Genomic DNA, 19,747 nt, shown 5'->3' on the forward strand with positions numbered 1-19,747 from the left:
ACGTCCCGGCAGCGAAATGAGCGCCCCGGCCACCGACAGGTTCCGGGTGTACACGCCCTCAAGGACGATCGCGATCCTCCAGCTGGACCGACTCATGTGCACCGCGGCTCCAGGAGGCGCCAGCCCATGGCGCCGCTTGCCGCCTCGATGGGCATGTGTGTACGTACGCCCCTTGACCCGAATCCGCAGAGCGCGCGTCCCGGCCGAGCGACCAGACGCAATGTCCCCCACCCACGAAAGCACCTCTCCACGAGGTCCTTTGACGGACGCCGCGCGCTGAAGCTCGAAAGCGAGCCCACTCATACAGCTGACGCTCCGTTCGTCCGCCAAGTGGCAAGGGAATAAGGGACCATGCCCCCGAAATCGGGGCACGGCCGCACCGGCCGGTGCACTGCGCCATCGTAAAGGGGACGCAATCCCGTCGGACGATGACCCATACCGGCCCTGCCTCCCTTCCGACAGCCTCAGGAAATACGGAAATTCACCACATTTGAGTTCACGAAGGGGCATGTGACGACCACGTGGCGGTCAAGGAGATTCCGTTCACGAACCGTGTGCCCCGCACCCCCCTCGTATGCTTCACACCAGCAATGGCATTGAGCGCAGGTCCACGCGCGGAACAGAGCGGGCAACGGGGAGGAAGCGGCACATGGCGCCGACGGACGGTGAGGATGCCGCCGCGTTGAAGAAGCGGGCGGAGAAGCTGCGTGGGTGTGCACGGGAGGCCCGGTCCATAGCGCGGCGGCTCGGACCGTATCTGGATGATGCCGTCAAGAAGGCAACCCCGCGCGCGGCGGCCTTCCGTACCGGTGGTGACAAGGGCGCGATCTGGCAGGGGCCGTTCGCCGACGAGTGCACGGCCACGCTCCAGCAGCGGCAGGGCACGCTGAACGGCATGGCCACCGCCCTTCTCGCCGATGCCACACGCTGGGAGAACCAGGCCGACGAACTCGACCGGCAGGCCAAGGAGAAGGACAAGGCCAAGGCCGGAACGGGCGGTAACTGATGGTGTTCCGGGGCTTCGACGCGGTCAGACTGACGGCACTCGCCAAGGATCTGGACACGCTCGCCGGGCAGTCCGGGCGGCTGCACTCCGACCTGGCCGCCCTGCTGACCAGCGCCCAGCAGAATCTGCCGAGCGGGCAGCGCGCGTCGCACAACGCCGACCTCCAGGATCTCGTCGGTGACGTGATTCCGATGCCGGGGATCTTCGGCGGGCGCCGGCGCCTGCCCGGTTCGCTCGGCTCGGAGCTGGGTGACATGCAGGCGTCGATGAAGCGGCGTATCAAGCAGCTGGAGGGGCTTGAGGAGCTGGCGGAGCGGGGCTACCCGGTCACCGACGGCAGTGTCTTCCTCGACGAGAAGGCACCCGAGGCGAAGAAGATCGACGACGCGCTCAAGCATCTCCAGGAGCTTCAGGGCAAGGACTTCGGGACCAACGGCAACCGCGACGACCTGGAGAAGATCTCCGGGGAGCTCGACGGGCTGACGGCGGCCGAACTGGACGCGCTCATCGCCAAGGCCTCCCCCAAGGACCTCGCCTTCTACAACCAGCTGCTCACCGACACCGACGACTCCAACTGGAACCCCTTCGACGAGAACGGGCTGCCGGAGGACCAGCGGCGCGACTCGTTCAGCCGGATGCTGTCGAGGATCAGCCCGGAGAACATCGAGAAGTTCGCGAAGGCCTTCCCCGAGGTGCAGCCGACCATCACCAACACCGGTGCATGGGAGGAGGGCGGCAACAACCAGAACGGCCAGACCAACAACGGCATCCACTGGGCACCACCGTCGGACCCCCTCTTCCAGAACGGCGCCTCGGCGGACGACGTCAACCAGCGCCAGTTCGGCGACTGCTGGTATGTCGCCTCGCTGGCGGGCCTGGCGCAGAAGAACCCCAAGTTCATCGAGGAAGGCATCAAGCAGAACCCGAACGGCACGGTCAGCGTCCGCGTCTGGGACAAGGACGGCAACCACCAGTGGGTGACCGTGACCGCCGACCTGCCGACCGACCAGAACGGCAATCCCATCAGCTCGTACGGCAACGGCGAGTCCTGGCCGGCGTACTACGAGAAGGCCTTCGCGATGGTCTACTCGGACGACGGCGACGGCGAGCGCGGCTACGGCGGCATCGAGGGCGACGACCCCAAGAAGTCCGCCCCGTATCTGACCGGCCAGGAGGGCGAGGACCTCACCACCGGCGGTTTCCTGGGCATTGGTGAGCACGAGGACAAGGACCTGGACTCGCTGCGGGAGGCGTACGAGTCGGGGAAGGTCGTCACCGTCGCCACGCCGAACGACGAGAGCCTCGACAAGGACCATCCGAAGGAATGGGGCAACGTCTACCACAGCAACCACGCGTACTACGTCCGTGGCTTCACCGACGACGGCAAGGTCATCCTCGGCAACCCGTGGGGGGTTTCGGGATATCCGCCGATCACGGTGTCGCAGGAGCAGTTCAACAAGTACTTCGGGTCAGCCGAGGCCTTCAATGCCCCGTGATGCCCAGGTCCACAACGCCCAGCAGGTGAATGACGTGCCCGAGCCCGAGTCCGCGAGCGATCGTCCGCAGGTGAAGTACCCCTTCGAGTTCGACGGGCGCTGGGTGCTCCGCTACCACATCCCGTACACCGTCGAGCACGACGGTCACACCCATCAGATCCTCGCGACCATCTTCGCCCAGCCGTCCGTGCACGGGCGGATCCAGGTCGGCCGTGAGGGGCAGCCGGTGGCGGAGTACGACGATCTCACCCCGGGTGACATCGTGGAGATCACCGGAGACACGTGGCGGGTCGCGGAGGTCGAGTACCGGACCCGCGTCGTACTGGAGCGCGTGTCCGTCAGCGAGAAGGAGAAGAGCGGTGAGAGCGGTGCTCAGGCCGACGAGCAATCCGAGTAAGTACGGTGTCGCAGGGGTCCTCGCCGCCCTGCTCCCCCTGTTCGCGCTGACCGGCTGCGGCTCGTCCTCCGACGAGACCGGCGGGGACGACCCGACTCCGCCCCCGACCACACAGGCGGCGCCCAAGGACAAGGGACCGCTGTGCGTGGGCGAGGCCGCCGCCGACGCCGTACATGTGCTGCGCGGCGGGGGCTTCCGGCTGCCGGGCGGTGGAGGCGTGCAGTACGCCGAGGCGACGGCCGACGGTACGACCCGTACGGCGACCCTGCGCGATGGTGCGAAGTACGAGGACGGCCAGAAGGAGCAGACTGTCGAGCCCGGCCAGGAGATCACCGTCTCCGGCCACGACTACACGGTCAGCCAGATCTGCTCCTACCGCGTCGTCCTGGACCCCCAGGACGACGCGGCCAAGTCCGCCCTCGCGGCAGCCCCCGCGTCCCTCGACTCGAAGGGCGGCGAGGCCGACGACGGACTCTGCTTCACCACCGCCCCGTCCGTCCTGGCCGCGGCCTCCAAGGGGTTCCCGGCGAAGGGGGAGGCCCTGTCGCTCGTCAACAACAGCGGTGTGTCGACCTTCCCCACGGGCCTGTCGCTCACGGTCTCCGTGGACGCGGCCACGCGGACAGCCGGAATCGGCGGCAACTGCGCGGCGATCCCGGTGGCCATGTACCAGGACGTCCGCGTCGGCGACACCGTCGAGTTCGCACACGTCCTGTTCAAGGTCGCGGAGCTGACGGGCGACGCCGTACGCCTGACGCGGACGAGCGACTGAGCTCGCGCTACTCCGCGCGGTCGGAGAAGCGTTGCATGAGGGCGAACGGGGACGACGCGATGGCGCCGCCCAGCGTGAGGGCATCGGTGTCCACCTGTTCCAGGACGAGGGCGACCGCCAGATCCACCACGTCGACGGGACCGGTGGCCGTGCCCACGCTGGGCGCCCCGTCGGCTCCCGGGACGAACTGGCCGGACTCCATGGCGATTTTGACGCCCGCGCGCTCCAGCACCCGCGGCTTGCCCAGGCCCTCCACTGAGTAGACGTACTCCCGCCCCTCGTGGGCGATGTGCAGCGCCCGGTCCTCCTTGCGCACGGCACGTGAGTTGAACCGCAGTTCCGCTTTCTTGCCGTCAAGGGTCAGCTCGGCCTTGAACAGCGAGGGCCTCCCTGACCTGCGCTTGCCCCGGAAGACCGTCTCCGGGAAGGCCGGACCGCTCAGCCGAGCGGTGTCCATTCCCTTGTCACCGGGCCGGTACAGCGGGCTGCGCTCCACGGTGACCGCACCGAAGTGCCCCACCTCGCCCTTGAGTCCGGCCCTCGGCAATTCCCTCTTCGGCTTGACGCTGTAGGGCGTCAGCTCGAACTTCAGGGATTCACTGCTCGTTTCCATGGCAACAGCCGCTCATTTCTTCTGCGCTAGTCGAACGGGTTGAGTGCGCTGCCCAGCGCCTTGGCTCCGTCGGCGATGCCCTCGCCGATGTCGCTCGCCTTGTCGCCCACCCAGTCGGCGGCCTCGCTCGCGCCCTTGGTGATGTCGTCCCAGTGTTCTACGACCTTCAGGCCGCCGTAGACGATGCCGGTTCCTACGGCGAGACCGATCGTGACCGGGTTGGGCGCGATCATCGCGGCGGTCAGGGACGCGTTGAACCCGACCTCCGCGTAGTTGGCCAGGTAGCCGGCCTTGCTCTTCTTCCACTCGGCCGCGTGGTCCATGGTGGCGATGTTGGCTATGGAGAACGCCGTGGCACCCGCCGATCCGACGATGCCGGCCCCGCGCCACAGCCCCGCGGTCTTCGCGGCCGCGCCGAACCCGCCGGCCTTCCCCACGGTCCAGAGACTGGCCTGTCCCGCCCGGGTGACCGCCTGCCCGGAGTGTGTCAGCCCGCCGTACATACGGGCCACGTCGTCCGACCCGGCGAAGAAGTTGATGGCCTGGTTGGGGGTGAAGCCGAGCAACTTGGAGTTCATGAAGCCACGTTGGCGCAGCGCGTCCCAGCCGCCGCCCCAGCGGTCGCCCAGGAACCCGGAACTGAAGGGCACATTGGCGACTCGCTGGTACGTCTGGCTGCGGGAGGCCATGTTGCCGAGCTGCCCGGGGAGCCAGCTTCCGGGGGCGGTCAGCGAGCGAATGGGCGGGTTGTAGCTGCCGAGCTTGGTGCCCGCCCAGCGCAGAATGGGGTTGCTGCCGGCCGCGGTCCAGCGTGCGGCGAGGGCGTCCTTCATCGGCCCGAGCTTGCCGGTCTTCACGGCATTGCCCAGCAGTACCTTCGTCCCCGAGAAGCCGCTCGCCACCGTGACCTGGGTCGCGGCGGCGACATTGAACGCCTCGGAGCCGAACTTGATCATCTCGGTGAGGGTCTCTTCGTGGGGTTCCAGACCGGGGATCTTCGAGAGCGCGTGTGCCTCGAGCCGTGCGATCCAGTCACCGAGCTTCTCCCCGGGCTGCCGTGCCAGGTCCTTGGCGTTCGGGTCGTCGCTCGCCGCCACCGAATTGGCCAGCAGGAACGTCTCCGGCTTGATCCCCTCGCCCTTGTACTGCTCCAGGTCCTTCGTCGTGAACCCCGCCCACAGCAGCCCGGCCGTCGGGTCACCGTTCTCCAGGCGCAGGATGACAGCGCGCTTGCGCAGATCCGTCGCCTGCTCGCCGGTCCAGCTCCGCATCGGCTTCAGGGCCGCCAGCTGCCCGCTCACTCCCAGTCGGGAAGCTCGGGTGAACGCCTCGTCGAGACCGTCCACCACACCGCCGCGCCCGTCGAGGAGTTTCGCCAATTGCTCCAGTTCCTCGGGATTTGCCCCCCGAAACGCCATTCCTGCCCCCGTCCGTCAAGAGCCGGCTCATCCTTCGCCGTTAGCGGCACAGGATAGGCTCTCGGGGCGAACGGTGTCTGCCGTGACAAGAGCCGATCGACGACACATTCGGCAAACAAGCAAACACCCGCGGGGACAGACCTCAGGCGTCGTCGATCAAAAGGTCTTCCCGATCCGGCAACAAGTCGGCGAGCTTCTTCCAGACCTTCCCCGAGGTGGACCGGGCCAGCACCAGCGGACTGTCCGGACCGACCTGTCCGGCGACGATCGGCTCCTCGGGCTGCTCACGGATCCAGTAACCCAGCGGCCCGCAGTCCCATACGGCGAGGGCGCGCACCATGGTGGCCTGCCGGCCGTCATGCCTGCCGTCCCAGGCGGTCGTGATGCGCCAGGTGGCGTTGAGGGCGAGGACCAGCTCCAGGAACCGGCCGAGGGCGGGTTCGGTGAGGTCCGCGTCCGCTTCGACGAGAGCCTTGCGTACGACGTCACGCGTCGCGTCGTCACTCTGACCGGGCTCGTCCAGGGCGACGAACGCGGCGTCCAGAGCCGCCATCGTGGTAGCGATTCGCTCCTCGGAAGCATCGCCGTCGGACCGTTCGTCCCGGTGCAGATTGACCTTCCGGGCAAGCTCCCAGACAAGGGTTCTGGGCTCGATGGAGACGTACTCCGACTCCTCCTCCCCCGGCCATGCGTCATGCGAGAACACCGATTCCTGGCCCACCACGACGCCGTGGTCGACCGGGCCGTGCTGACCGGTGATCTCCACCTGGATCATGACCAACGGGTTGGCGAGGGTACCGAGGAGATCCCGCAGCAGCGGTGCGAGTTCGCCTTCCTCACCCACCAGACCGATGCGCTGAAGCTCCGCCAGCGACTCCCCCAGTTCCTCGGGAGGTGTCTCGCCGTCGAGGAGATGGCCGAATACGGCGATATGGCGGTCCGCCAGGCGGAAGCGTGCGCGGGAGCTGTCGTACGAAGGCACTGGTCTGGGATCCTCCCGCAAGCGGCGCTGTTGCGCTCGGCCAACTAGCTGTTACCGCTGTCTACTTCTTGTCCTGGAGGTCCTTGGCGGACTGTGAGCACTGCTGTGCCTCGTCCCGCAGGGCCTTGGCGACAGTGCCGCACTTCGTCTGCCAGGTCTTCAGCTTGCCGCGTACGTTGTCCGCGTTCGGGCCGGACCAGGTCTTCATGCCGGTGGTGCTGTGGTTCTTCGCGGCGTCGACCAGTTGGTCTATGTGGTCGGCGAGCGATCTCAAGTTGCTGGCCCGCTGATTGAGTTCCTGTATATCCGGATTTGCCATAGCAGTCTCCCCCGCTGTCTCCAGTTCCTCAGCATACTGCCGAGCCCCGTGCGGCCTACGAGGCCTCTGCTCCAGCCGAGCCCGGATGAACACGAGTTGTTCACCGTAAGACCCCGTTCCCTCCGGCGCTGGACGGGAACTACGGATGGTGCTGTAGCGTCCACTGTTGCAAACGGATAGTCCGCTTGCCTACCAACTACACGGGGAGGATCGCCATGGATCGCGGTGCAGATCTCACACGGCTCCGGGATTTGTCCAAGTTGTTCGGCCGCAAGGCCAACGACCTCCAGGCCCTCATCAAGGCCTTGGAGTCGGCTACTTCCGAGAGCTCCAGCTACTGGAAGGGCCCCAAGGCCGACCGCTTCCGGGACGACTGGCGCGAGGTGAAGCCCACCTTCGACAAGTGGGTCGACACCCTGAACGACGCCAGCAAGTCGGCGAACACCAGCGCCGACAACATCGAGCGCGCCACCTGATCCCAGGCGAACCGCGGGCTTGCCACCACGCAGCGGGGCACCGGCCGGGACCGTGACAACGGTCTGGCTCCGGTGCCCCGTTGCCGTATGGACCGTTTTCAGCGCTCAGGCGCCCTGCTGATATGTGCGCGCCTCAGCAGCCGGCACTTTCTCCGGCTCCTGGCGGATGGCCGCGTCGATCATCGGCAACAACTTGTCGACCTGCGCGCGGAGTTTCCGGTGTCGACCGTCCAACTCCCGGTGCCAGGCTCGGGCGTTCTTACCCACCCATACTCTTTCGCCACCGATGGCTTCGGCCGGCCCCTTGAGCGCTTTCCTCAAGTGCTCCACCTCTTTGGCGAGATCACTGCGCAGTCTTTCCAGATCCGCCTTGCGCGGATTGACAACCTTGGACTCAGGATCCGTCACGAGCGGTCACCGTACCAGTGGGGTTTTGAGGTCGGTGTCGACCACATTGCTCGCACCCGCACCGCCTCTAGCCTGAACTGATGGACACTCCGGAATTCCTTGCGCTCCCCACCATGACCGAGGTGGCTCAGACTCCTGGTGGTTCCCCGCCCAAGGGCAGCACGGTCGAGGCGGCACTCGTCCCCGTCGCCGACGACAACGGTGGGGAGCGGCTCGTCGCGCTCGCCTTCACCTCGGTCGCGCTGCTGGTCGAGGCGATGGGCGAGGAGCAGCCTTGGGTGATCATCCCTACGAGTGAATTGGAGGGCGCTCTGGCAAAGTCGGGAGCGCGGGCGGTCATGATCGATCCGCAGCTCGCGGAGGGATCCGCACGTGGTTGACCCCAATTTCTCCGGCATCAACCCGGACAACCTTCTGCGGACCATCAAAGACCTTGATTCCGGCAGCAAAACGCTGCACGGCGCGAAGTCCGGCTACTTGAGCAGATTCCAGAAGTACGGGCTCGACACGAGCAATCTGACCGAGATCGGCAAGATCGCCTGCTGGGTCGACGACGAGTTACCCATGCTCCGTCGCCGCCAAGCACTCGCGGTGGCCATGGAATTGGACCCGAAGGGTATTCAGAAACCCGGTTCCATGGTGCAGCTTCGCGAACCGGTCGCGACGGTGGGTGAGGCTCGGCGGGATGGGAAGAATCTCGCCGATGAAGCCGAAAGGACGGCGAAACTCGATCCGAGCCAAGCCGGTGCCGCGTTCCACCGGATCGCTGGGCAACTGGCCCTCCACAAAGGCGATCCTGACTTCACCTCGGCCTTCTACGCGAGGATGAGCCCGGAGCTGGCCAAGAATCTTCAGATGCTGATCGCCGCGGCCGACGCGCCTACGGCCGAGAACGACGCGAAGGTTTTCGGCTCCGCTTTCACCACCGCGATCAACGCCTACGCCCCCGCGCCAGGGTTCGAGAAGACCGCCGCCCTGTTCCACGGCGAGTTCGCGAAGGACGAACCCACCGCCGTGTTCAATCGGGCCCTCATGCAGTCAGACGATCCTGAGCTGTGGGATCTCGCCTGGGATCACACAAGGATCGCGGCGCGGAAACTGCTCGATCCCGCGGACACCTGGTCCGACAGCGCGGGCCTATTGGCCGGCGTCATCGGCATGCAGGCCAAGTACGCGGGAAAGTTCTGGGAGGAGTCGCAGAAATTCAGCGCCCGAGCGGCCCAGCTGCACCATCAGCGCCTCAACGCGATGACCCCACAGGAGGGACGGGCTTTCAAGAAGGCCACCCGTCGGGCCGCGAAGGCTTCCGCCAGATCCGCGCGAGAAGCGGAACGCATTCTCGCAAGGTTCGGCATGGGCTCCTTCTCCCGCCTCATGGAAGCCTCCATCGCCGACGGCGGCAGCTGGCTGATCGGCAAGGTCCCCGGCCTCAGACCACCCAGCACGACGACGCTCTTCGGACGGGTCCTGGGGGCGGGCGGGAAGCTGCCGTTGGTCGGTACGGTGCTGACCTTGGGTGCCACCATGTGGGACATCGAGCACGGTACGGAGGCAGATGTCGCCGTCGCGGCGAATGCCGGCGGTATGGCTGCTGGGACTTTCGGGACATGGGGCGGCATGGCATTGGTTTCGGTTGCCGGTGGCCCGGTCGGCTGGGGAATCGCGGCAGGTGTCGTGCTGGGCTTCGGCACCGGCTACGCCATCTCGTACGTGATCAAGACAAAAACCGGGCAGAAGGCCGTCAACTCGATTACAGAGGCAGCGAAGAGCGTCGGCGGCAGGTTCGGTGATGCTGCGTCGAGTATGAAGAATACGGTGGGCGGATGGTTCTCATGAGGTGGACCGAGGATGGCTAAAAAGCAGCGCAAGCGGAACAGAGAGCGCGAATATGTGATTCCGCCTCACATCGAGGAGCACCGCCAAAGGTCTGCCAGGATGCGCGGATGGAAGCCGCACCCGCCGCTGCCGCAACGCCGTGTCGTTCTCGGAGGCTTCGGCCTGTTCCTGATTTGTGCGGGATTCTCCCTCGCGCTCTGGCTTCCTGCGCATTTTTTGGCTCAAGACTTGCGATCTCAAGGGGTAACCGCCGCTGCAAGAGTCATTGGCGTCGACGACAACCCCGCGCACGTAAAGGTTCGCTTCGTCCAAGGACCCAAATCAGGTACCGAAGTCGACCTGTGGGACTACGCCGGAATGTACCCCGACGTCAATGTAGGCGACCCGATGCTCGTCACCTACGATCCGAAGGATCCCCAACGCAGTCTGGCCCGCAACTGGGTATCGAATCCGCCTGCCAACCTGCCTGCATATGGCACTTCGGCCTTGGCTCTTCTGGCTCTGGGCTTGACCGTGATCGTGATCGTCCGCCGCCGCAAGATCCTCCGCATGCGCGAAGCCCCAACCCCCGAAGCTGTCAGCCTCACCAAGTCCTGATCAACAACCCGGGGCCCAGCCCGCCAGGCCGGGCCCCGCGGTCGTCAGCCGTTCATGACTGCCTGTACCGGCATGAACGACCCGCCCGAGACAAACAGCCCGCTGCCCGCCGGGCCGCCGCCGCTGTTTGCTGGGAGGCGGATTCCGAACAGTTCGCCGTCCGAGGGGGTTTGGGGGGTCAGGAGGAGGCCGTTGCGGGACTTGCGGGCCTCTACGGCGAAGCCTCGGTACTGACCGGACAGGCTGTCCGTCGTGCCGGCGGCGATGACGCCGAGGCCGCCGTCGGCGCCCTTGCGGATGACCGTTTCGAGGGCCTCGTCGAGGTTCGTGTCGTACAACAGCTCCGCGTCGTCGACGATCACGACATACGTGCCGTCGGACACGCCCTCGACCAGGTCCTCCAAGTCGTCCCCTCGACTGTCCGCGTTCAGGACGCCGAGTACGCCTTCCCGTCCTTCCAGGTCGCGCAGCGGCGAGCGGCGGGGCGTCACCAGGACCACCGGTGTGCCGGCCCGCAGCAGGGACTCCGTCGCCGCCAGCAGAAGCGTGGAGCGGCCGGACTTCGGCGGGCCCGCGATGACGAAGCCGGGGCCGTTCTCCTCCAGGTCGATGCCGAGGGGCTGGAGTTCGTCGCCGCCGACACAGATCAGGGACCACAGGCGGGACGGTGCCGTGAAGTCGGGGTCCAGGGCCAGTGCCTCGGACGCGGTGATGCGCTGCGGGAGGGCGTCCACGCGCAGCGGGCGGCGGGCCACCGGGATACGGGGGTAGCGGGTGCGCGCCTCCTCGGCGATGTCGCGCAGCGCCCGCACCTGGGCCTGGCCCGCCGGGTCCTCGGCCAGGAGTCCGATCTGGGTCGAGTCGACGCCCGTGTCGGTGATGCGCAGCGCACGGCCGGGCGGCATGTTCTTGGGGACCTCGCGGGCCTGGAGGCCTGCCGTGGAGTAGTCGTTGGGGTCGGCGAAGCGCAGCACCATGCGGTCACGGAAGGCGGAGGAGACATGGCCGCTGAGACCGCTGCGGTCCGCTGTCATGACAACCTTCAGGCCGACCGCCGAACCTTCACGGAAGATTCGCTGGGCCGCGTCCAGCAACTGCCCGTAGTTGTAGCTCTCGAACGTCGACGAGAAGCCCTCCCAGCTGTCCAGGAGGAGCACCATCCACGGCAGTCTGTCCTCCGGTGCCGCCGTCGCCCGCTGCTCGGCCGCGCTCGACGCGCCCTCCATGGCGAGGAGTTGCTGCCGACGGGCGATCTCGGCCTGGAGGCGTTCGATGAGCCGGCGGACCCGGTCGGGCTCGTCGCGGGTGACGATGGCGCCGACGTGCGGCAGCCGCATCAGCGGGAGCAGCGCGTTCGAGCCGCAGTCGATGCCGTAGACGTGCACGTCGTGCGGGGAGGTCGCGCGGGCCAGGGAGCCGCCCAGCGTGCGCAGCGCCGTCGAGCGGCCCGAGCGGGCGCCGCCGAGCAGCAGGGTGTGCTCACCGTGCACGAGGTCCAGCGCGAGCGGCGTACGGCTCTGCTTGGCCGGCTGGTCGATCAGGCCGTACGGGACCGGCGCCACGTCGGCGCCCTCGGGCGCGGATGCGTACGCCTCCAGCTCCTCCAGCGTCACCTGCTCCGCCAGTGGCGGCAGCCACGGGCTGCGCTGCGGTCCGAAGCCCATGCGCGTCGCCCCGTCGGCCACGGCGTCGACCAGGACGGCCAGGTCGGTGACCATGGTGCCGTCGTCCTCGGCCTCCTGCCGCTTGGGCAGCGGGCGGGCGTAGGCGTTCCACGGCAGGGGGATCAGGGTCGCCTTCGGGCCCGTCTGGCCGGTCGCCGGGCGGCGGCCACCGATCCGGGCCGACTGCACGCCGACCAGGGACTGGGCGCCGGAACGGACGTACATGCGGCCGGGGGTGGACTTGGCGATGGCGCCCGAGTCGGCGGCGTCGATGACGTCCATGGACTCGGAGGCGTCCGTGACGCGCAGGGCGATCCTCAGGTTGGTGTTCGCCCTGATGTCGGCGCTCACCACACCCGCCGGACGCTGGGTGGCCAGCACCAGGTGGACGCCGAGCGAGCGGCCTCGGCGGGCGATGTCGACCAGGCCCGCGATGAAGTCGGGGAGTTCGGCGACAAGCGACGCGAACTCGTCGATGACGAGGACGAGTCGGGGCATCGGCTCCAGCTCGGGGCGGAGCTTGCGGGTGTCGTTGTAGTCCTCGATGTCCTTCGCGGCCGCGTCGAAGAGGATCTTCTCCCGGCGGTGCAGCTCGGCCGCCAGCGAGGCGAGGGCGCGTTCGGTCAGATGGGCGTCGAGGTCGCTGACCATGCCGACCGTGTGGGGCAGCCGGGCGCAGTCCATGAAGGCGCTGCCGCCCTTGTAGTCGATGAGGACGTAGTTGAGGGCGTCCGGGCGGTTGGCCACCGCGAGCGACGCGATGATCGTCTGGAGCAGCTCCGACTTACCGGCACCGGTGGTGCCGGCGACCAGCGCGTGCGGGCCGTCCCTGCGGATGTCCAGGACGAACGGGCCGTCCGCGGCGATGCCGATCGGGGCGGCGGTCGTGGAGCCGCCGGCCTGCCAGATCCGCTCCACGTCGACGCCGGACGGGTTCGCCATGTTCAGCAGGTTCAGCAGCCGGGCCGAGGTCGGCAGCGCGGCGTCGGCGTCGTCGCGGCTGACGTCGCGCACGGGCGCCAGGGAGCGGGCGAGGAGTTCGCACAGCTCGTAGGTGACCTGGTCGGCGAGGATGTCGCCGACGCCCTCCATGCCGTAGCCGCGGACGCGGACGTGGTGCGGGGAGTCGTGGGACCAGGCGACGACGGCCTTGCACTCCTCGGGCAGGAGGCGCTCGTCCTCGTCGATGCAGAGGGCGATGATGCCGTACTGCGGGCCCTCGGTGAGGAGTTGGGGGACGCCGGGCACTCGGCGCAGCAGGCGCGCTCCGTCCAGGATGAGCAGGATGTTGGCGTCCGGGTACAGCTGGCCCATCATGTTCTGCTGTTCCCGGGCCGCCTTGCGCCGGGCCAGTTCGTTCAGCAGCTCGTTGACCCGGCGGGTGATGCCCTCGGCGTCGAAGCCGACGAGGGCCACGCAGTCCTGGCCCTGGTCGGGGTTGGTGTGGGGCAGCCAGTGAACCCAGTGCCATTCGGCGCCCGCCTGCGGGGTGGCCGCCAGGGACACCAGGGAGAGGTCGCGGGGGCTGTGCAGCACCGCCGCCTGGACGGCGGCCCAGCGGGCCGTGGCCAGGGCGCGGGCACGCTCACCGGCGACACCGACGACACCGAGCCGGGTGAAGGGGAGGGTGACCGGAACGTCCGGCAGGACGGGGGGTTCCGGACGGTCCTCGTCGTACCCCGTGCCGCCGCGCCCCATGACGAGCTCGACGTCGGACTCGAGGCCGCCCACGCCGACCCTGAGCAGCATCGCGTCCGGGTCGGTGAGGCGGCGCTCCCAAAGGCGGCGGCGCGGGCCGGTCGCGAAGAGCAGGAGCTCGGCCGGGTCGGGGGCGTCCACGCGACGGGCGCGCTGCTCCTCCTTGCCGAGGACGACGAGTTCGGCCTCGTGTTCCGCGAGATCCTTCTTGTACTGCTTCGCCGAGGTCTTGTCCTTCTTCTTGCCCTCGCGGTTCTCACTGAGCCACTGCGCGGCCATCATCATGGGGCTCATCAGGCAGAACAGCAGCATGTAGATCTGCTTGGTGAGGAAGTACATGCCCAGGCCGAAGAGCATCGGCATGAACGCCAGGATGAACTGGAACCTGGCCTTGTCGCCCTTGGTGGGCGGCACGGGGACGACCAGCCGCCGCCGGGGCCGCAGCGGGTTCAGGCGCGGGGGGCGGTTGTAGGCGAGGCCGCCCTCGCCCATCAGGGACAGATGCGCGTCGGGCTCGGTGACCTGATCGAGGACGAGCAGCGAGTCGCCGACGCGTACGACGCCGCCGAGCGGCCAGGACGCGCCATCCTCCACCGGCTCGTCGTCCAGCAGGACCTCGGTGCCCGCCTCGGGGCTGAGCTTGGTGTCGCCCTTGATGTCGATCGTCACTCGGAGCGCGATCTCCGGCAGTGAAGGGTCCGCGACGGCCAGCGAGCAGCTTTGCCCCGCCCCTACGGTGGCGGCGCCGACGCCCAGCCGGACGACCCGGCCGGAGGCGGGACCGCCCGCCACCCTGAGCTCGTACACGCCGACCGGCTCGCCCTTGCGCAGCAGCGGGCCGATCGAGTCGTCGACCGACACGCGTACGCCGTCCCGCAGGACAGTGGCCGCGGGAGCCGCCGGATCACAGAGCACGCCGTCCGCCCACAAGGACGGCGTTCCGGTCAGCGCCACTCCTTGACCGGGCTGCGCGCCCGGCATGGCTACGACGTTGTGGGGAAGGGCGGTCCGGTGCCCTTCAGCCGTTATGAGTGCCTGCGCAACGTCGCCGGCCGTCGCGGTGTCGTCCGTGTCGACCACCACGTCCTGCGGCTTACCGCCTTCGCCCACGACCGTGACCAGCATCCGCATGGTCGCCATCCTCCCCGTCGGCCCTGCGGCCGGATCTGTTGCGTCAGTGAACGGAGACTACTCAGCAGACACAGTAGTAATGGCCGCTGCGGTGACGGCCACGGGGCTAATCGATCCTCGACAGCCGGGACGTCGGGTTCCCCGACTCCTCGCTGTCCGAGGCGTAGTCGAGGTCATCGCCCACCGGAGTGAGGGTGACCGTCGTGGTCGCCGGGTTGCAGCCCTTGTGGTTGGACTTGGCGCCCACGGAGGTCGCCACGAGCCGCTTGGCGGACACGGACTTCAGAGTCAGTACGTCATTGCAGACGCCGCCGAGGACGTCCGTCTGGCGGAGGGTGCCCAGCTTCTCGCCCGCCTCCGCCTCCTTGACGGTGAGGCGGAAGGTACCGAGGGGAAGCTTGCCATCCAGGGCGACCCCTTGGCCCTCCCAGGTGCCGAGGTAGGGGGCGAGGGTGCCCGCGGGGGTGGCGGCGGAGTCGCTGGGCTCCTGGGAGTAGGACGCTTCGGGTTCTGTCGAACCGGCCTGGTCGGACGCCGAGTTGTCCGGCAGCAGGTCGAATACGAACGTCGAGCCCACCGTCACCGCCGCCAACGCGCCGGCCACCGCCAGCGCCACCGTGCAGCTCATCCGACGGCCCCGCCCACCGGCCCCCGGCACCGAGGTCGCTGCCACGGACACAGACAGCTTGCCGGGCGGCCGAGTGTCCTCCGGTACGGCATCACGCGGCTCGGGAACAACGGGGACGGGAACGTGGACAGGGACCGGTGGCGGCATGACCGGCGGCGGCCCGAAGTCCCCGACAGGAGCCACAGAACCCGTGGCCGCCATCGATGGACTGCTGAACCCCACCGGCCCCGAAGGCTGATCCCCGCCCGCGGCCTCCAGGTTCAGCACCTGCACCGCGCTACGGCTCACCCGCTCCACCAACGCCCCGGGCAGCCACCCCTGAGCCACCAACCCCGCCGCCCCCTGCGGAGCCAGCCTCCGGGCCAGCTCACCCGGAGTGGGCCGGTCGGCAGGCGTCTTGTTCAGGCACGCCTTCACCACCTCCCGCAACTCGCCCTCCAGCGAGCCGAGTTCGGGCTCCTCATGCACCACCTTGTAGAGGAGGGCCGCCGAGGAGTCACCGGGGAAGGGCTGCTCCCCCGTCGCCGCGTACGCCAGCACCGCGCCCAGGGAGAAGACGTCCGCCGCGCCGGTGACGCCCTTGCCGAGGATCTGCTCGGGGGACATGTAGCCGGGCGAGCCGATCGAGACGCCGGTGGAGGTGAGCGACGCCGTGCCGTCCGTGGCGCGGGCGATGCCGAAGTCGATCAGGAGCGGGCCGTCGAGGGTCAGCAGGACGTTGGACGGCTTGACGTCCCGGTGCACAAGCCCCAGTTCGTGCACCGCCGTCAGCGCCTCGGCGAGCCCGGCCCCGAGCACTCGTACCGTGTGCTCGGGCAGCGCGCCGGAGTCGGTCACCGCTGCCGTCAGGGACGGCCCCGCCGCGTACGCCGTCGCGACCCACGGCACCGACGCCTCCGGGTCGGCGTCCAGGACGGGTGCCGTCCACGCGCCGCCGACCCGGCGCGCGGCCTCGACCTCACGCCGGAAGCGGGCCCGGAACTCCTCGTCGAGCGCGAAGTGCGGATGCACGATCTTGACGGCGACCGTGCGGCCACCGGCGCTACGGCCCAGGTAGACCCGGCCCATGCCACCGGAGCCGAGCCGGCCGAGCAGCCGGTACGGCCCCACGGTGGTCGGCTCGTCGACTCCGAGCGGCTGCATGACGCCCTCCCCCGTAGACACAGAAGCCCGTAGACACAGAAGCCCCCGTAAGACTCCCCAGCAGACTACGACTTCACGGCTGAAGCAGATCCACCTTCACATCCGCCGCAAACCCCGTAGTCGGCCCCACCCTCCGCGCGAACTCCGCCACCGCCGCCAACTGCGGAGCCCCGAAGCGGAAGTCGAGGGTTGTGAAGTAGCGCTCCAGGACGTGCTCGTCGAAGGCCTCCCAGCGGGACGCCTGTTCGGCGACCTTGCCGACCTCCTCCAGGGAGAGGTTGCGGGAGGCGAGGAAGGCCTCGTGGACCTTGCGGGTGATCAGGGGCTCGCGCTCCAGGTAGTCCCGGCGGGCTGCCCACACGGCGAAGACGAACGGCAGGCCCGTCCACTCCTTCCACAGGGCGCCGAGGTCATGGACCTCCAGGCCGTAGCGCGGGCCGTCCAGCAGGTTCGCCCGCAGTGCCGCGTCGCCGATCAGTACGGCCGCGTCCGCCTCCTGCATCATCAGGCTGAGGTCGGGCGGGCAGGTGTAGTAGTCGGGGCGCACGCCGTAGCGGTCGGACAGGAGGAGTTGGGCCAGGCGGACCGAGGTGCGCGAGGTGGAGCCCAGGGCGACGCGGGCGCCGTCCAGCTTCTCCAGCGGGACCTGCGAGACGATCACGCACGACATCACCGGTCCGTCGCAGCCGACCGCGATGTCGGGGAAGGCGACCAGGTCGTCGGCGTTCTTGAGGAACTCGACCAGGGTGATGGGCCCGATGTCGAGGTCTCCCTGCACCAGCTGCTCGCTGAGCTTCTCCGGGGTGTCCTTGGTCAGCTCGAAGTCGAGGAGCGTGCCCGTTCTCGCGAGCCCCCAGTACAGGGGCAGGCAGTTCAGGAACTGGATGTGGCCGACGCGCGGCCGGGTGCGAGAATTGTCCACATCGCGAGGCTAGACCCTTTGAGGTACGCTCCAGAATCCGGCCCCGACGTCAACCCATTTTCGGGATCTTCAAACGTCCGGGTGACGTGATCTTGACCTCTATTGCTTTCGGCTGCCCGCGTGCTAGGCTCGCCGCAAGTTGCAGTTTGGTTTCCCTTGCAGTACAGAGCCTGCGGAGCATGTAACCGCGGGCTCTAGTCGTTTTCAGACGTATGCAGTGCGGCATTTGCTCTCACACTTGCAGGTTCTGGAGCAGGGCAACCCTTTGGGCCCAAGGAGGGCTTATGGCTACCGGAACCGTGAAGTGGTTCAACGCCGAAAAGGGCTTTGGCTTCATCGCCCAGGAGGGCGGCGGCCCCGACGTCTTCGTCCACTACTCCGCGATCAACGCGAGCGGCTTCCGTTCGCTGGAGGAGAACCAGCAGGTCTCCTTCGACGTGACCCAGGGCCCGAAGGGCCCGCAGGCGGAGAACGTCACCCCCGTCTGAGGCGATCCTCGTCTCTGATCCGGACCTGAGAGCAGTACCCAAGGAGCCCCGCGCCGCAAGGTGCCGGGGCTCCTGCCTTTTTGCCGCGATATACCTACACGTGCTGCATGACCAGCACGAACGTCGTCCCGGGCGCCAGCGCCTCGTACGAGTGCGGCACATCCGCGCGGTACGACATGTAGTCGCCCGGCGCGAGTTCGACCTCCTCGCCCGCCGGACCGGCCTTCACCCGCCCCGTGCTCACGATCAGATGCTCCACCGAACCCGGAATGTGCGGCTCCGACTCCCGGGCGGCGCCGGGCTCGGCCCGCAGGTGGTAGATGTCCCGGCGAGCCCCGGGCGGACTGGCGGAGAGCAGGGTGGCCGCGTACTCGGCCTTCTCCGACGCCACGGTCGGCCCCTGACCTGCGCGGATCACCTGTACGGCCGGTGTCGGCGGCTCCACCAGCGCGCTGAACGGCACGCCCAGGGCGACACCGAGCGCCCAGAGCGTCTCCACGCTCGGGTTTCCGCTCGCCGCCTCCAGCTGGGAGAGCGTGGACTTGGCGATTCCGGCGCGTTTGGCCAGCTCGGAGAGGGAGAGGCCGGTGCGGGCGCGTTCCCTGCGCAGAGAGGAGGCGATCCAGTCGAGGGGGAGCCGGGGCGGGGTGTCGGCCATGTCGTTCGCTCCATCGGTACGATCGTTCGCCTTGACGGACGAGGGGTCTGCTGTCCATCGTAGAGAACATGCGTACGGCAGAGCGAACAGCGCGGGTGTCCCGTGAGCTGGCCCGGGATGCGTCCCTGGTCTGGGTCGCGAGCGGGGTGGTGGGGGTTTCCTTCGGGGCGATCGCGGTGGGCGGGGGGTTGCCCGTCTGGGTGCCCGTCGTGATGTCGGTGCTCGTGTACGCGGGATCGGCGCAGTTCAGCGCCGTGGGAGTACTGCTCGCCGGGGGCGGTCCGTTGGCCGCTGCCGCGACCGGGCTGCTGCTCAACACCCGTACCGCCGCCTTCAGCCTGGCCGTGGCGGACATCCTCGGTTCCGGCGGCCGGCTGTCCCGGCTGCTCGGCGCCCATCTGGTGACGGACGAGACGGTGGCGTTCGCGCTGGCCCAGGCGGACGCGGAACGGCGGCGGGCCGCGTTCTGGGTTTCCGGGGTCGGGCTGTTCGTGGTGTGGAACGTCGGGGTCCTGGCGGGCGCGCTCGCGGGCACGGCCCTCGGCGATACGGCGGTCTACGGACTGGACGCGGCCTTCCCCGCGGTCCTGGTCGCGCTGGTCCTGCCGACCCTGCGCGAGGACGCGGCCGTGCGCAGGTGCGCGGTGGTCGGGGCGGCGGTCGCGCTGGCCGTGTCGTCGGTGGTCCCGGCGGGGGTGCCGGTGCTGCTCGCGCTGGCGGGGCTGCTGTTCTACGGCCGTAAAGCGGGTGCGGCATGAGCGCGACCGTCGCCATGATCCTGGCGCTGGCCGTCGGGACCTACGCCTTCCGGCTGGTCGGGCCCGTGCTGCACGGCCGGGTGGAGCTGTCCTCCCGGGTGCGGGAGCTGCTGTCCGCCGGGGCGGTGGTGCTGCTGGCGGCGCTGCTGGCGACGGGGGCCCTGACGGAGGGCGGCGGGTTCGCGGGCTGGGCCCGCCCGGCCGGGGTACTCGTCGGAGGCGTACTGGCGTGGCGGAAGGCGCCGTTCGTGGTGGTGGTCCTGGGCGCGGCAGGGGTCGCGGCGGGCTTGCGGTGGCTGGGAGTGCCGTAAAGCCATCCCAGCCCTCCCGATGAGAG

Annotated in this window: 20 protein-coding genes; 11 read left to right on the forward strand and 9 right to left on the reverse strand. The window is 68.6% G+C overall.

Annotated elements, in window-relative coordinates; translation table 11 throughout:
• Nucleotides 1-649 precede the first annotated feature (649 nt).
• Genes BN159_RS18925 through BN159_RS18940 form a run of 4 tightly spaced genes read left to right on the forward strand, consistent with a single transcriptional unit; the run spans nt 650 to nt 3,671 of the window.
• Nucleotides 650-1,006 (forward strand): hypothetical protein, encoded by a 357-nt coding sequence (locus BN159_RS18925; protein WP_015658595.1) that lies wholly within the window; start codon nt 650-652, stop codon nt 1,004-1,006.
• Nucleotides 1,006-2,502, forward strand: coding sequence for a C2 family cysteine protease (locus tag BN159_RS18930; protein WP_015658596.1), 1,497 nt, complete (start codon nt 1,006-1,008; stop codon nt 2,500-2,502). The genes BN159_RS18925 and BN159_RS18930 overlap by 1 nt, the downstream gene beginning before the upstream one ends.
• 34 nt (nt 2,503-2,536) lie before the next feature.
• The gene (locus tag BN159_RS18935; RefSeq protein ID WP_041821484.1) at nt 2,537-2,899 is read left to right on the forward strand and encodes a DUF6406 domain-containing protein; all 363 of its coding nucleotides are present in this window, start codon (nt 2,537-2,539) and stop codon (nt 2,897-2,899) included.
• Nucleotides 2,862-3,671, forward strand: coding sequence for a hypothetical protein (locus BN159_RS18940; protein ID WP_015658598.1), 810 nt, complete (start codon nt 2,862-2,864; stop codon nt 3,669-3,671). Before BN159_RS18935 ends, BN159_RS18940 begins: the two co-directional genes overlap by 38 nt.
• 7 nt (nt 3,672-3,678) lie before the next feature.
• On the opposite strand, the gene BN159_RS18945 is transcribed toward BN159_RS18940, so the two are convergent.
• From BN159_RS18945 to BN159_RS18960, 4 genes are all read right to left on the reverse strand, one after another.
• Nucleotides 3,679-4,284: a hypothetical protein gene (locus tag BN159_RS18945; protein ID WP_015658599.1), complete on the reverse strand. Its 606-nt coding sequence runs from the start codon at nt 4,282-4,284 to the stop codon at nt 3,679-3,681.
• Nucleotides 4,285-4,310: 26 nt separating this feature from the next.
• Nucleotides 4,311-5,702 carry a hypothetical protein gene (locus BN159_RS18950; RefSeq protein WP_015658600.1) on the reverse strand — a complete coding sequence of 464 codons (1,392 nt, stop codon included), beginning with the start codon at nt 5,700-5,702 and terminating at the stop codon, nt 4,311-4,313.
• Nucleotides 5,703-5,844: 142 nt separating this feature from the next.
• Complete coding sequence (locus BN159_RS18955; RefSeq protein WP_015658601.1) at nt 5,845-6,684, reverse strand: hypothetical protein; 840 nt, start codon at nt 6,682-6,684, stop codon at nt 5,845-5,847.
• A 61-nt stretch (nt 6,685-6,745) separates the two neighbouring features.
• The gene (locus BN159_RS18960; protein ID WP_015658602.1) at nt 6,746-7,003 is read right to left on the reverse strand and encodes a WXG100 family type VII secretion target; all 258 of its coding nucleotides are present in this window, start codon (nt 7,001-7,003) and stop codon (nt 6,746-6,748) included.
• 215 nt (nt 7,004-7,218) lie between these two features.
• On the opposite strand from BN159_RS18960, the gene BN159_RS18965 reads away from it, so the two are divergent.
• The gene (locus tag BN159_RS18965; RefSeq protein WP_015658603.1) at nt 7,219-7,479 is read left to right on the forward strand and encodes a WXG100 family type VII secretion target; all 261 of its coding nucleotides are present in this window, start codon (nt 7,219-7,221) and stop codon (nt 7,477-7,479) included.
• Nucleotides 7,480-7,584: 105 nt separating this feature from the next.
• Here the strand turns inward: BN159_RS18965 and BN159_RS44040 are convergent, their stop codons facing one another.
• Nucleotides 7,585-7,887, reverse strand: a complete 303-nt coding sequence (locus tag BN159_RS44040) for a hypothetical protein (protein WP_015658604.1) — start codon at nt 7,885-7,887, stop codon at nt 7,585-7,587.
• Between the two features lie 80 nt (nt 7,888-7,967).
• Here BN159_RS44040 and BN159_RS18975 point away from each other — a divergent pair, with 80 nt between their 5' ends.
• From BN159_RS18975 to BN159_RS45770, 3 genes are read left to right on the forward strand one after another with little or no spacing between them, the layout of a single operon-like run.
• Entirely contained in the window at nt 7,968-8,267 is a 300-nt protein-coding gene (locus tag BN159_RS18975; RefSeq protein WP_015658605.1) for an SAV_915 family protein, read from the forward strand.
• Entirely contained in the window at nt 8,260-9,723 is a 1,464-nt protein-coding gene (locus BN159_RS18980; RefSeq protein ID WP_015658606.1) for a hypothetical protein, read from the forward strand. The genes BN159_RS18975 and BN159_RS18980 overlap by 8 nt, the downstream gene beginning before the upstream one ends.
• A 12-nt stretch (nt 9,724-9,735) precedes the next feature.
• A complete protein-coding gene (locus BN159_RS45770) occupies nt 9,736-10,320 on the forward strand; it encodes a DUF3592 domain-containing protein (RefSeq protein WP_015658607.1) in 585 nt (194 codons plus the stop codon).
• A 44-nt stretch (nt 10,321-10,364) separates the two neighbouring features.
• Here the strand turns inward: BN159_RS45770 and BN159_RS18990 are convergent, their stop codons facing one another.
• The 3 genes from BN159_RS18990 to BN159_RS19000 form a co-directional block, all read right to left on the reverse strand.
• On the reverse strand, nt 10,365-14,813 hold the full coding sequence (locus tag BN159_RS18990) for an FtsK/SpoIIIE domain-containing protein (RefSeq protein ID WP_015658608.1): 4,449 nt from the start codon (nt 14,811-14,813) through the stop codon (nt 10,365-10,367).
• 106 nt (nt 14,814-14,919) lie between these two features.
• Nucleotides 14,920-16,584, reverse strand: coding sequence for a serine/threonine-protein kinase (locus tag BN159_RS18995; RefSeq protein ID WP_015658609.1), 1,665 nt, complete (start codon nt 16,582-16,584; stop codon nt 14,920-14,922).
• 73 nt (nt 16,585-16,657) lie between these two features.
• On the reverse strand, nt 16,658-17,506 hold the full coding sequence (locus BN159_RS19000) for a menaquinone biosynthetic enzyme MqnA/MqnD family protein (RefSeq protein ID WP_015658610.1): 849 nt from the start codon (nt 17,504-17,506) through the stop codon (nt 16,658-16,660).
• Between the two features lie 284 nt (nt 17,507-17,790).
• Here BN159_RS19000 and BN159_RS19005 point away from each other — a divergent pair, with 284 nt between their 5' ends.
• Entirely contained in the window at nt 17,791-17,994 is a 204-nt protein-coding gene (locus BN159_RS19005) for a cold-shock protein (RefSeq protein ID WP_003992177.1), read from the forward strand.
• 94 nt (nt 17,995-18,088) lie between these two features.
• On the opposite strand, the gene BN159_RS19010 is transcribed toward BN159_RS19005, so the two are convergent.
• The gene (locus BN159_RS19010; protein WP_015658611.1) at nt 18,089-18,652 is read right to left on the reverse strand and encodes a helix-turn-helix domain-containing protein; all 564 of its coding nucleotides are present in this window, start codon (nt 18,650-18,652) and stop codon (nt 18,089-18,091) included.
• 68 nt (nt 18,653-18,720) lie between these two features.
• Here BN159_RS19010 and BN159_RS19015 point away from each other — a divergent pair, with 68 nt between their 5' ends.
• Nucleotides 18,721-19,410, forward strand: a complete 690-nt coding sequence (locus BN159_RS19015) for an AzlC family ABC transporter permease (RefSeq protein ID WP_041819518.1) — start codon at nt 18,721-18,723, stop codon at nt 19,408-19,410.
• Nucleotides 19,407-19,721 (forward strand): AzlD domain-containing protein, encoded by a 315-nt coding sequence (locus tag BN159_RS19020; RefSeq protein WP_015658613.1) that lies wholly within the window; start codon nt 19,407-19,409, stop codon nt 19,719-19,721. Before BN159_RS19015 ends, BN159_RS19020 begins: the two co-directional genes overlap by 4 nt.
• Nucleotides 19,722-19,747 lie beyond the last annotated feature (26 nt).

The organism is Streptomyces davaonensis JCM 4913 (genome assembly GCF_000349325.1).
In the GTDB taxonomy this organism is placed as follows: Bacteria; Actinomycetota; Actinomycetes; order Streptomycetales; family Streptomycetaceae; genus Streptomyces; species Streptomyces davaonensis.

Bases quoted from the DNA above. Each gene is read 5' to 3' on its own strand.
- BN159_RS18925 (WP_015658595.1), top strand. From the start codon at position 650: ATGGCGCCGACGGACGGTGAGGATGCCGCCGCGTTGAAGAAGCGGGCG.
- BN159_RS18930 (WP_015658596.1), top strand. From the start codon at position 1,006: ATGGTGTTCCGGGGCTTCGACGCGGTCAGACTGACGGCACTCGCCAAG.
- BN159_RS18945 (WP_015658599.1), bottom strand. From the start codon at position 4,284: ATGGAAACGAGCAGTGAATCCCTGAAGTTCGAGCTGACGCCCTACAGC.
- BN159_RS18950 (WP_015658600.1), bottom strand. From the start codon at position 5,702: ATGGCGTTTCGGGGGGCAAATCCCGAGGAACTGGAGCAATTGGCGAAA.
- BN159_RS18960 (WP_015658602.1), bottom strand. From the start codon at position 7,003: ATGGCAAATCCGGATATACAGGAACTCAATCAGCGGGCCAGCAACTTG.
- BN159_RS18965 (WP_015658603.1), top strand. From the start codon at position 7,219: ATGGATCGCGGTGCAGATCTCACACGGCTCCGGGATTTGTCCAAGTTG.
- BN159_RS18975 (WP_015658605.1), top strand. From the start codon at position 7,968: ATGGACACTCCGGAATTCCTTGCGCTCCCCACCATGACCGAGGTGGCT.
- BN159_RS45770 (WP_015658607.1), top strand. From the start codon at position 9,736: ATGGCTAAAAAGCAGCGCAAGCGGAACAGAGAGCGCGAATATGTGATT.
- BN159_RS18990 (WP_015658608.1), bottom strand. From the start codon at position 14,813: ATGCGGATGCTGGTCACGGTCGTGGGCGAAGGCGGTAAGCCGCAGGAC.
- BN159_RS18995 (WP_015658609.1), bottom strand. From the start codon at position 16,584: ATGCAGCCGCTCGGAGTCGACGAGCCGACCACCGTGGGGCCGTACCGG.
- BN159_RS19005 (WP_003992177.1), top strand. From the start codon at position 17,791: ATGGCTACCGGAACCGTGAAGTGGTTCAACGCCGAAAAGGGCTTTGGC.
- BN159_RS19010 (WP_015658611.1), bottom strand. From the start codon at position 18,652: ATGGCCGACACCCCGCCCCGGCTCCCCCTCGACTGGATCGCCTCCTCT.
- BN159_RS19015 (WP_041819518.1), top strand. From the start codon at position 18,721: ATGCGTACGGCAGAGCGAACAGCGCGGGTGTCCCGTGAGCTGGCCCGG.
- BN159_RS19020 (WP_015658613.1), top strand. From the start codon at position 19,407: ATGAGCGCGACCGTCGCCATGATCCTGGCGCTGGCCGTCGGGACCTAC.